Source organism: Janthinobacterium foliorum (genome assembly GCF_978021625.1).
On record NZ_CDXDQE010000002.1, the window covers coordinates 297844 to 309217 of the forward strand.

Genomic DNA, 11374 nt, shown 5'->3' on the forward strand with positions numbered 1-11374 from the left:
CGCCATCCTGTCCTCATGGCGCAGCAACCTTCCCTCGCGCCAGCGCGGAATTTGCCAATACGCCTCCCGCTCCACCAGCCTCACCCATCGCGAGCGGCGCATCTCCCACGCCGGGCGCGTGCCGGCCGTTTGCCTCCCTCACATGGCGTCAAACGCAACAATATAGTGCACATGGTGCGCCTTCCACCATGCCAGATCCCCCGCTACCATGGCCCTACCCTTATTGGATGGATACGCCACGCCATGAATGCACCGTCGACACCCGTCCCGCCCAGCCAGCAGCAGTCCGCCGCGAGCACTCGCCGGTCCGTGCGCGGCGCGCTTGCCAGCCTGTCCCTGGCGATGCTGCTGCCCGCGCTGGGTACCAGCATCGCCAACGTGGGCCTGCCCGACATGGCGAAGGCCCTGCAGGCATCCTTCCAGGATGCGCAATGGATCGTGCTGGCCTACCTGTTGGCCATCACCGCCCTGATCGTCAGCGTGGGCCGCCTCGGCGACATGGTCGGCAGGCGCCGCCTGCTGCTGGCCGGCATCGCCCTGTTTGCCCTTGCCTCCACCTTGTGCGCCCTGGCGCCTGCCTTGTGGCTGCTGGTCGCCGCGCGCGCCCTGCAGGGCCTGGGCGCCGCCGCCATGATGGCGCTGACCATGGCCTTCGTCGGCAGTACCGTGCCCAAGGCGCAGACGGGCAGCGCCATGGGCCTGCTCGGCACCATGTCGGCGGTCGGCACCACGCTCGGCCCCGCGCTGGGCGGCCTGCTGATCGCGCGCTTCGGCTGGCAAGCCATTTTCCTCGTCAACGTGCCGCTGGCGGGCGTGGCGCTGCTGCTGGCCTGGCGCTTCCTGCCGGCGCACCAGCGCGGCGCGCCCGCCGGGCGGCCCGTGTTCGACCACCGCGGCACCCTGCTGCTGGCGCTGACGTTGGCCGCCTATGCGCTGGCGATGACCCTGGGCCGCGGCCATTTCGGCATGCGCAACGCGGCGCTGCTGCTGGCCGCCTGCATCGGCGGCCTCCTGTTCGTCCGGGTCGAACGCCAGGCGCCGGCGCCGCTGATCCGCCTGGCCATGCTGCGCGCGCCCGCGCTGGGCGCCGGCCTGGCGGCCAGCATGCTGGTGTCGACGGTCATGATGTCCACCCTGGTGGTGGGTCCCTTTTACCTGGCGCGCGGGCTGGGCCTGGGGACGGCTGCCACCGGCATGGTGCTGGCGGCCGGGCCGCTGGTGGCGGCATTCTGCGGCGTGCCGTCCGGCTGGCTGGTGGACCGCTGCGGCGCGCAGCGCATGGGCGGCGCGGGCCTGTGCGGCGCCGCCGGCGCCTGCCTGGCACTGGCACTGCTGCCCGCCAGCCTGGGCATCGCGGGCTATGTGGCGCCCATCCTGCTGCTGACGGCCAGCTACGCGCTGTTCCAGGCCGCCAACAATACCGCCGTAATGGCCGACATCGCCGCCGAGCAGCGCGGCCTCGTCTCCGGCATGCTCAATCTGTCGCGCAACCTGGGCCTCGTCACGGGCGCCTCCGCCATGGGCGCCGTGTTTGCCGCCGGCGCCAGCGATATTGCCAGCGCCCCGCCAGCGGCCATGATCCGCGGCATGCACGCCACCTTTGGCGCGGCCAGCGCGCTGATACTGGCCGCGCTGGCCATTTTCCTGCTCGGCCGCGCCTTGAGCAGGCGCCGTGCGCCTGCCGGAGACCCCGCATGAGGCGCACCCGCGCGATTGCATCCCTGCCTGTGCCGCTACTGCTGCTGGCCCTGGCCTTCGGCGCCGCCCTGTCCGGCTGCTGCTGGCCCTGAGCTGCCGCGCCGGCAGGCCGGCACCGGCGGCGTCACTCCCCGCCCAGCTGGTCCGCGCAGGCGTCGACCACGCAGCCGCGCAGCCAGCGGTGGGCGGGATCGGCGTCCATGCGCGGATGCCACATCAGCGAGACGCTCAGTTCCGGCATGCCCAGCGGCAGCGCAAAGCTGAACATGCCGGCGCGCAGCTTGCCCGTATGCCGCTCCGGCACGGTGGCGATCAGGTCGGAGCCGGCGGCCAGCGCCAGCGCCGCCGTAAAGCCGCCGACGATGCTGGCGATGCTGCGCCGCAGTCCCAGGGCCGCCAGCGCATCGTCCATCGGCCCCGTATCCTGGTCGCGCCGTGCCACCAGCACATGCTGGCCGGCCGCATAGCGCGCGGCGCTGATCTCGCCGCGCGCCAGCGGATGGCCACTGCGCACCACGCCCACGAAGCGGTCGCCGAACAGCCTGCGCGTGCACACTTCCGGGCCCGTGAGGCTGCCGATCACGCCCGTTTCCAGGTCGATGCTGCCATCGCGCAGCAGCACGCTTTCGCGGTCGATCTTTTGCACGAAGCGCAAACGCACGCCGGGCGCCTGTGCGCCGACATGCGCGAGCAGCGCGGGGCCGAAATTTTCCACGAAACCATCGCTTGCACGCAGCGTAAACGTCTGCTCCAGCTGCCGCGGGTCCAGTTGTTTTTCCGGCCCCAGCACGGCCAGTATGTCGCCCAGCAAGGGAGCGACTTTTTCGCGCAGCGCCAGCGCGCGCGGCGTGGGCACCAGTGCGCGCCCGGCGCGCACCAGCAGCGGATCGCCGGTCGCCTCGCGCAGGCGCGCCAGGGTCCGGCTCATGGCCGAGGGGCTCAGGCGCAAACGCCGCGCGGCGCGCGTGACGCTGCCTTCGGCCAGCAGGACATCGAGGGCGATCAGCAGGTTCAGATCGGGTAGCGGCATGGTGCCTACCTTGGCGTGACTTGCCGGCGCCACAACTGGCGCGCGCCGATCTCGATACGCTCCAGTTCACCCGCGGCGCGCAACTGCTCCAGCGCGGCCTCGACGACTTCCCGTGGAAATAGCCCGCCCAGCCACCATTGCGCTATGCCGTCGAGCGTATCGGCGCTGTGGGGACGCTCGCCCGCGTAGGCGCGGATATGGTGGATGGCGTTGTCGATGGAAGCAGGTGTCATGGCATGCGCTGGATATCAATTGGGGGGATGGCGGACAGACACGCGGGCCGCGCCGCCCGGGGCGGCGGCCCGCGCCAAGGCGCATTACTCGTCCTGCTGCGGCGCGCGGCCGATCTCGCCGTCGATATTCGCCAGGAACCAGGCCAGCGACGACATCAGCGCCACGTTGCGCTTGAGGTTATCCGGATCGACCTTGTCCAGGGTGTCGGCCGCCGTGTGGTGGTAGTGGAAGTAGCTGTGGCTGTCGACCAGCGGCTCGAAACTGGGCACGCCGCCCGTTTCCAGGCGGTGCAAGTCGCCCGTGCCCAGCGCGTCGCGGCGCGTGAACGCATGCGCGCCCATCGGCTGCAGTGCGGCCAGCAAAGGCGCAAACAGTTTTTCCGCCTTCGGCCCCACGCTGGCCTTGATGCCGAACGGACGGCCCGCGCCGCTGTCCATTTCAATGGCGGCGTACTGCTTGCCCAGCGCCTGCTTGTTGGCCTCGAAATAGGCCTGGCCGCCACGTCCGCCGTTTTCCTCGTTCATCCAGGCGATCACGCGGATGGTGCGGCGCGGACGATAATCGAGCTTTTTCAGGGTTTCCACCACGCCCATGGCCGCCACTACGCCGGCGCCGTCATCGTGCGCGCCCGTGGCCAGGTCCCAGGAATCGAGGTGGCCGGAGACCACCACCACTTCGTCGGCCTTGTCCGTGCCCGGCCAGTCGGCGATGACGTTATAGCTGTCGGCGTCCGGCAGGTTTTGCGGCGTCAGGGTCAGGTGCATCGTCAGCGGGCCGCGCGCGGCCAGGCGGCCGATCAGCAAGGCGTCTTCCACGGTGACGGCGGCGGCTGGAATGCGCTTGCCGTCTTCCAGTCCGGTCGCGCCCGCATGCGGGATGCGGAAATCGGCGCCGCCGATGGAGCGCACCAGCGCGGCGGCCGCGCCCAGTTCCGCCGCCGCCTTCGGCCCGTTGAAACGGAAGCGCGAGCCCTGGCCGTAGGTCACGCCGGCCAGGCCACGCTCGGCCATCTCCTGGTCGAACGGCGTGTCGATCAGGACGATGGCGCCCTTCACTTCCGCCGCGCGCGCCTTGAGTTCCTCGAAGCTTTTCACGAGAATGACGGGCGCCGTCAGGCCGGCGGCCGGCGTGGCGCCGGAACCGCCCAGGGCCGTGAGCACGACGCGTTGCGACACGCCCTGCGGACGGCCCGCGTAGTCGACGATGTCCGCCGTTTCCACGCCGCGCACCCAGTGCGGCACCTTCACGGGCTGCAGGGTCACTTTCGCGCCCAGCTGGCGCATGGCATGGGCCACCTGCTGCACGGCGGCCGCCGCGCCGGCCGAGCCGGACAGGCGGGGGCCGATCAAGTCCGTCATGTCGGCCAGGCGGGCATACGGCCAGTCGCTCTTGAGCGCCGTGTCGCGCACCTGCGCCAGCGCTTGCGGCGTGTTGCCCGGCGCGGCGGCAAATGCGCCGGCGCTGGCGAGGCAGCCAAGGGTCAGGGATACGGCGCAACGGCGCAGCGGCGCGCCAGTCAAAACGGTCATCATAGGTTTCCAATTCCAGTCAACGGAGAATACGGGCCAGCCATGCTCAGGGGCAAGGCGCGGCTTTCTACGATAGCGTATTTATTCTGTCATTGCAGCAACTTTTACCGGGCGCGCATTGCCGCACCAGCCCGGGTGGATTACCATGCATGTCGTACCCACCACTGGAACACGCCATGCTCAAGGGAACTCTGTGTACCGTCCGGCATTTGCTGGCAGCCGATCTGAATAATTATCTCGCGCTGGTCAACGACCTGCCCTCGCGCGGCGAGTTCTTTTCCATGCAATTCAAGTCGCCCGAGGTGATGCGGCGCGAGTTCATGCAGACGGGCCTGGTCACGGAAGACAGCGAGCTGTTCCTGATCGAAGACCACCACCAGAACATCATCGGCACGATCACGCATTTCAAGAGCCGCACGCCGGCCTCGCGCGAGATCGGCTACCGCCTGTTCGACCGCCAGCGCGGCGGGCGCGGCTATACCAGCGAAGCGACGCGGCTGCTGGTCGACTACCTGTTCAACGCCTACCCGTACCACCGCCTGGAATTGCTGATGGATCCGCACAACACGGCGTCCGAGCGCATCGCGCAGAAGAACGGTTTTACGCAGGAGGGGCTGATGCGCCAGGCGTTCTTCATCAATGGCAGCATGCGCGATGTCAAAATGTACAGCCTGCGGCGTCCGGAATGGCAGGCGCGGGCGCGCTGACTGGCGCGCCAACTTGTTACGGCCCGGGCCTGAATGTAATAAGTTGTATTAGACGTGGATCAAGCGACTGGCAGCAGATATAGTCCAGTTCATGCAGATCACTGTGATCTCGTCGGAATGGAAGGAAATGCCATGTTGAACAAGAAACTCCTGGGTGCGGTAATGGTAGCGGCAGTGGCTGTGTCTTCGGCCGCAGTCGCCGGTGACCGCGACTTCAATACCGTTGCGGGCGCCGTAGTCGGGGCGGCCATTGGCAACAGCACTGGCGGCCGTAACGGCGCGATCGTCGGTGGCGTCATCGGCGCCGCCGTCGGCAACAGCATCAATACGAATGACCGCTATTACGACCGTGGCGGCTATCGCGGCGGCTACCGCGAAACGTATTACGCGCCGGCGCCACAGCCCGTGTACTATGCGCCTGCGCCGCAACCCGTGTATTACGCGCCGCCTCCGCGCTACTACGGCCCGCCGGCCGTCGTCTACGTGCAACCGGGCCGCGGCTACTACCGCGACCATGGCCGCCGCGACTATTACGACCGCGGCCATGGCCACGGCTGGGGTCACCGCCGCTAAGCACGCTCCTGCGGCCTGCCCCACCAAACACCTGCGCCAGCCTGCTGCCGCAGGTTTTTTTGTGCCAGATAAGCAAGATTTCATCCACGCATACGCGTGGAAATCGGCTAAGCTGTGTCCTATGATCAACACTCTTGGCCGCCTGGACCGCACCAAACGATGCATCTAATCAAAAACGAGCTCGATTTCGGCTCCTGGCTCGATGCCGCCGCCGGCAGCAGCGTGGGCGCAGGGCCGCTGCCTCGGCGCGAGAACCAGGATAATCTGCTGTTGATCGATGCCAGCGGGCATGCCGTGTGCCTGTCGCAGCAGGCGCCTCTGTATTGCCAGGTGCCCGGCTGGCCGCTTGGTCATGTGCGCGCCGCCGTGCTCGACGGCATGGGCGGCCACGGCCACGGACGGGAGGCGGCCGAAGCGGCCGTGCAGGGCTTGCTGGCCATCCCCGCCTGCATGGACACGGCCAGCCTGTCCGCGCGCCTCGATGCCTTGCATACGCGCCTGCAAGCCAGTTTCGCCAGTGCCGCGCCGGCAACGGCACGCCCGCCAGGCACCACCTTGACCTTGCTGGAAGTGCCACCCGGACAGGCGCCGCTGCTGTACCACGTGGGCGATTCGCGCCTGTATGAAGTGAGCGATGGCGTGGCCAGCATCCTCACCGTCGACCACGTGCCGGCCACCGTGTACGCCATGCGCGGCGCGCTGGACGAGGCGCGCTGGCGCGCCAGCGTGCATGGCGAACACCATCCGCAAATCTCGCAGGCCTTTATATTGGGCAATGCCATCGGCGACGCCTTGCAGCTGGAAAAACCGCTGCGCGCGCTCGATGCAGGCAACCTGCCGCCCTTTCTGGCCCACCTGGGCGACCGCCGCGTGCTGTCCCTGCGGCGCGGTGCCCACTATGTGCTGGCCAGCGACGGTTTCTGGGCCTGCGCCGACCCGCTGGCCCTCACGGCCCGCTGGCCCGCCCTATGCGCTGGCAAGACGGCGGCGCAAGCCGTCAGCGCCCTGCTCGACGATTTTCATGCCACGCCGCCCGAAGGACTGCACAGCGACAACATCACGGCCCTGGTGCTGCGCTTTTCCCCGTGAGTCATCTGCCGGCGCGGCTGGCCGCCAGATAGCCCGCCGTGGCCGCCAGGCTCGACAACACGGCGCCCCAGGCCATGTCGATTGCCGTCAGGGCCTGGGGCCAGGCCTGCAAGGTCGCATAATTGCTCAGATCATAAGTGCCGTAAGAAACCAGGCCCAGCAACGCGCCCAGCGCCGCCGCCATGCGGCCGCGCCGCGCGCGCAAGCCGGGCAGGATGGCAAACACCAGCAACCCCAGGATATATAAAAGATAGAACAGGGCGGCCGGCGCCCATCTGGGCTGTTCGGCCAGCAGGGAGCCCAGGGCAGCGGCATACACGGGCCGCATCAGCACGCTCAGCCACAAGGCATCGACGGCCAGGAACACGATCAGGGCGGCGCCATAGGCGACGGCAAGCTGGAGCGGGCGTTTGACAGGCATGGACATCCTCCGGGTAGTCAGGCGGTGGCGGGAACCGTTGCTCCAGCATACGGCAAAATGCGGCCAAGCTCGCATGCCCACCGAAAAATGAACCACTGCCACGCCGCGCGGTCTGAAGGAAGACAGCTTTCATCCCGCTAGGAGAACGCCATGAGCGATCCTGTTTCCCCGGCGCCAGCGCAGCCGCCTGGCACGCCCGCTTTTGCCACCGACTATGCGGCCATCAAGCAGCGCCAGCAGGCAAGCTGGGCCAGCGGCGACTTCGCCGTCATCGGCGTCACCCTGCAACTGGTGGGCGAAGCGCTGGCCGAGGCGGCCGACATCCGCGCCCGGGAAGACGTCATCGACATTGCCGCCGGCAATGGCAACGCCACCCTGGCGGCGGCGCGCCGCTTTGCGCACGTCGTTTCCACCGATTACGTGCCGGCCCTGCTGGAAAAGGGCCGCGCCCGCGCCGAGGCGGAAGGCCTGGCCGTGACCTTCCAGGTGGCCGACGCGGAAGCCCTGCCCTTTGCCGACGCCAGCTTCGACGCCGCACTGTCCACCTTTGGCGTGATGTTCACGCCCGACCACCGGCGCGCCGCCGCCGAAATGCTGCGCGTGCTTCGCCCAGGCGGTCGCATCGGCATGGCAAACTGGACGCCTGACGGCTTCGTCGGCCAGTTGTTCAAGCTCGTCGGCAAGTACCTGCCACCGCCGGCAGGCCTGCCATCGGCGGCCCGCTGGGGCGAGGAAGCATACCTGCGCGACCTGTTCGGTCCGGCGGCAGGGCAGCTCCACGCGCAGCACAAATTCTTCAATTTCCGCTACGCATCCGCCACCCATTGGCTGCAAGTCTTCCGTGATTATTATGGCCCCGTGCACAAGGCCTTTGCCGCCCTCGACGAGGCCGCCGGCCAGGCACTGGAACAGGATGTGCGCGCCCTGCTCGACCGCTCGAACACGGCCGGCCCGCATTCGCTGGTGGTGCCGGGCGAATATCTGGAAGTCATCGTCAACAAGCGCCAGGCTTGATGGGGCTGGCAAAAAAACATATCCGAAAGAACATAAAATGTGATTTTAGGCAATTGTTTCCATGGCATGTATAGCCAAGTGTGACGTATGGCCTGCATTTGCGCAAAAAGAGCGCTTTCGGGAGCCGCAAAAGTTGCCAGACGGGCGCAAAAGCGCGTAAGCTCTCATGTATAACAGAGGGCAAAATGTCCCCGCTCGATTCGAGTCAGAATGTCATGAAAAAATGCAGCAACCCGGAGCACCCGCACTGTACGTTCTGGGTCTTGCCTGGGGAAAACGTCTGCGCGGCCAACCACCCGCAAGCGACGATTGCTCCCAGCAGCTACGACCTGTTGACCGCACTGCGCAGCGCCCGTTCCGAGCCATCGGCAACGGCGCTTCCGCACGCCCCTGCCTCTGCCCATGCTCATGATGCGCTGGTCGCCCCTGCCGTCGCCAGCGCGACGGCTGCACGCAACGCCACGCCTGCCAGCGCGGCCGCGCCCCAGGCCAGCGCGCCTGCGCTGGCGGCGGTGGCCACGACGGCCCCTGCCGCCGCCAGCGCACCTGCTCCCGCATTGCCTGGCCGTCCGGCCTACCAGCCCGTCCAGGCCCATCTGCACATCAGCGGCTTTGATCCGCGCGCGGCCGGCGGGCGGCAAACCCTGAAAATGGAATTGCGCGGCATGAGCGCCGCCTGCGCGCCGCACCTGACCTTGCGCCTGCGCTCGGACCTGATCCCCCGCGGCGCCGTGCAGCACGACTTCGTGCGCACCACGCGCGGCGACTGGCGGCCCGTGTTTGTCGAATTTTCTTCGCGCAACAAGGAACACGGGCAATATCAAATCGAGGTGGAAGTGCACAGCCACCTCGATGGCGCCGTGGCGCAGAAATGGGTGTGCACTTTCGTCATCCTCGTGCCGCGCCGCGACGCCACCCTGACGGAAATCCACCAGATCTTCCTCAGCACACACAAGAACGTGCGCGTGATGGCCGACGACGCGTCGATCGCCCGCGTGACGGGCGGCGACGGCTACAACCTCGACGTGACGGCGCGCAATGCCGGCATCGCCCACGTGGACCTGTCTGCGCCGCAAGGCAAGATCGACATGGGCTTTACCACCATCGCCTGGGACGAGGAATTGATCGAGGTCGACCTGCCCGCCGCCAGCCATTGCCATCCGCACCCCAGCCACGCCGCCTGCCTCGTGAACGCGGCGCCGGAAGCGGGCGAGCAGCGCCAGATCCGCCTGTTCGCGCTGGAAGAATGCATGCTGGGCCGCTTCGAGCTGGTCGATCCGGAAGCCGATGTCCTGCTCAGCCATTTCAGTCCCGACGGCCAGGACAACAATGGCTTGACGCGCCGCCTGTCGGGCCGCCATGCCATCATCCGGCGCAGCCAGCAAGGCTTTGAAATCGAGGATGTCTCGCGCTACGGCCTGCTGCTTGACGGTGTCTGGCCCGGCAAGCACAAGCCCGTCGCCCTGCGTCTGGGCATGCGCATCGAATTGTCCGCCAGCATCAAGGGCATCGTCGTGCTCAGCGTCACGGCCCTGCTCGCGCATGGCGTCATCCTGCACCGCATCGACCAGGGCGCCCGCGCCGAATGCTTTTACCTGCTCTTGCCCGAAGCCCGGCCCGCGCCGTCCAGCCACCTTGCCACGCCGCAGGCGGCGGCCCTGCCCGTCCTGTTCCACCGCAATGGCGGTTTCTGGCACCTGGACGTGGCCAGCGGCAAGGAAACGGCGCTGTCCCCCGCCACGCCGCTGGATAAGCTCAGCGGCTTCGCGCGGCACAACCGTTTCGCCAGCGAACCCTATCCGGAATGCTGGATCATCCGCACCGAAGGCGCGGCGCTGTGCGACAGCAGCATGCAAGCTGCATAGGCACACGGAACCAAACCTACTGCGCTACTGCGCGTCGGCATAGGCGCCCAGCGATGCTCACCGGCTCGGCGCCCCCGTACCGAGTACGGTTGCGCTTTTCGAGCACCTCTCTCTTCCGCTCGCTACGGTTTTGTTCAGTGTTGTAAATTTGCAGTTACCCACAAGGTACTAGCGAGGTACCAGTATCAGGAAAATCATCGACAGGCCCAGAATGAACACCGCTTCCAGCGTAAACACGATGGCGGGAATCTGCAATTCGCGCGGGATTTTCATGGCGACACCTCCTCAAGACAGACAGCTGCTTTCAGCATAGCGCGCGCCGCGCCGAATACATTATCATCCGCACAACACACTTGACCCGCCGGCATGGCTTGCCGCGCTCGCGGATAATACCTCCCCGACACATTATTTAACAAATATGTGACAAATATTCGGCAATATCCCCCCTCCCCATCCCGCGCTTACTGTATATTCATCCAGTTAATATTCCCGACGTTTCACAATGCGCCCGCAGGCGTTTTACATTTCCTATGGCTTCCAATAAAGCGCATCATGCGACCGGTTGGGCTGCCGGCGTGATCGCCGCGGCCCTGGTCGCGCACGCTGGCGCCGGCGGCCCCTATCAAGTGCTGAGCGTGCTCGCCTTTGTCATGGGCGCGCTGGGCGGCACGGCGCCGGACTGGCTGGAAGTGGCCTGGTGGGCCCGCACGCACCGGCTGTGGATCACGCACCGCACGTGGACCCACTGGGGCCTGGCCTGGATCGCCCTGCTCGTCTATACCTACCTGCATTTGCCGCACCACGCGTGGGCGCCGCCCCTGTTCGGCTTTGCGGCGGGCGGCATCATGCATCTGCTCGCCGACTGGCCCAATCCGCTGGGCGTGCCGTGGATCTTCCGCCGCCACTCCTTGCGCTGGTGGAAGAGCGGGCGCCACGACATCATCGTCATCCTCGCCGCTTGGCTGGCCGCCACCGTGGTGGCCGACCACGTGTTTTTCGACGGCATCCACTGGCGCCGCAGCGTGCTGGCGTTTGATGGCCTGCTGCACTGGTCCGGCGCTGCCCTGCAGCAGGGCTGGGCGGATCTGCAACAGTGGCAGGAGCGCTGGCGCCTGGGCGGCCAACAGTGATTGACGCCACCCGCATGGCAATGTGATAATGAGTATCATTCTCAATCGCCCAGCCAGCCGGCGCCACGCGTTCCGTCAGCCCAG

The 11374-nt window shown here is 67.2% G+C and carries 11 protein-coding genes; 7 read left to right on the forward strand and 4 right to left on the reverse strand.

Features of this window, described 5'->3' with window-relative positions; genetic code table 11:
- Positions 1-243: 243 nt before the first annotated feature.
- Complete coding sequence (locus ACZ92H_RS05755) at positions 244-1698, forward strand: MFS transporter (RefSeq protein WP_465048647.1); 1455 nt, start codon at positions 244-246, stop codon at positions 1696-1698.
- A 124-nt stretch (positions 1699-1822) separates the two neighbouring features.
- On the opposite strand, the gene ACZ92H_RS05760 is transcribed toward ACZ92H_RS05755, so the two are convergent.
- From ACZ92H_RS05760 to ACZ92H_RS05770, 3 genes are all read right to left on the reverse strand, one after another.
- Complete coding sequence (locus ACZ92H_RS05760; protein ID WP_465048648.1) at positions 1823-2728, reverse strand: LysR family transcriptional regulator; 906 nt, start codon at positions 2726-2728, stop codon at positions 1823-1825.
- Between the two features lie 5 nt (positions 2729-2733).
- Entirely contained in the window at positions 2734-2961 is a 228-nt protein-coding gene (locus ACZ92H_RS05765; protein ID WP_465048649.1) for a hypothetical protein, read from the reverse strand.
- A gap of 84 nt (positions 2962-3045) precedes the next feature.
- Positions 3046-4494 (reverse strand): M20/M25/M40 family metallo-hydrolase, encoded by a 1449-nt coding sequence (locus ACZ92H_RS05770; protein ID WP_465048650.1) that lies wholly within the window; start codon positions 4492-4494, stop codon positions 3046-3048.
- 146 nt (positions 4495-4640) lie between these two features.
- Between ACZ92H_RS05770 and ACZ92H_RS05775 the strand changes: the two genes are divergently transcribed.
- From ACZ92H_RS05775 to ACZ92H_RS05785, 3 genes are all read left to right on the forward strand, one after another.
- On the forward strand, positions 4641-5198 hold the full coding sequence (locus ACZ92H_RS05775; protein ID WP_465048651.1) for a GNAT family N-acetyltransferase: 558 nt from the start codon (positions 4641-4643) through the stop codon (positions 5196-5198).
- 132 nt (positions 5199-5330) lie between these two features.
- On the forward strand, positions 5331-5771 hold the full coding sequence (locus ACZ92H_RS05780) for a glycine zipper 2TM domain-containing protein (RefSeq protein ID WP_092794163.1): 441 nt from the start codon (positions 5331-5333) through the stop codon (positions 5769-5771).
- A 159-nt stretch (positions 5772-5930) separates the two neighbouring features.
- Positions 5931-6860: a PP2C family protein-serine/threonine phosphatase gene (locus tag ACZ92H_RS05785; protein WP_465048652.1), complete on the forward strand. Its 930-nt coding sequence runs from the start codon at positions 5931-5933 to the stop codon at positions 6858-6860.
- A gap of 1 nt (position 6861) precedes the next feature.
- Here ACZ92H_RS05785 and ACZ92H_RS05790 read toward each other — a convergent pair whose 3' ends face one another.
- The gene (locus tag ACZ92H_RS05790; protein ID WP_465048653.1) at positions 6862-7281 is read right to left on the reverse strand and encodes a DUF2177 family protein; all 420 of its coding nucleotides are present in this window, start codon (positions 7279-7281) and stop codon (positions 6862-6864) included.
- A 150-nt stretch (positions 7282-7431) separates the two neighbouring features.
- Between ACZ92H_RS05790 and ACZ92H_RS05795 the strand changes: the two genes are divergently transcribed.
- The 3 genes from ACZ92H_RS05795 to ACZ92H_RS05805 all read left to right on the forward strand — a co-directional run bounded on the left by ACZ92H_RS05795 (position 7432) and on the right by ACZ92H_RS05805 (position 11290).
- A complete protein-coding gene (locus tag ACZ92H_RS05795; RefSeq protein ID WP_465048654.1) occupies positions 7432-8295 on the forward strand; it encodes a class I SAM-dependent methyltransferase in 864 nt (287 codons plus the stop codon).
- Positions 8296-8510: 215 nt separating this feature from the next.
- Positions 8511-10160 (forward strand): FHA domain-containing protein, encoded by a 1650-nt coding sequence (locus tag ACZ92H_RS05800; RefSeq protein ID WP_465048655.1) that lies wholly within the window; start codon positions 8511-8513, stop codon positions 10158-10160.
- Positions 10161-10690: 530 nt separating this feature from the next.
- Positions 10691-11290, forward strand: coding sequence for a metal-dependent hydrolase (locus ACZ92H_RS05805; protein WP_465048656.1), 600 nt, complete (start codon positions 10691-10693; stop codon positions 11288-11290).
- Positions 11291-11374 lie beyond the last annotated feature (84 nt).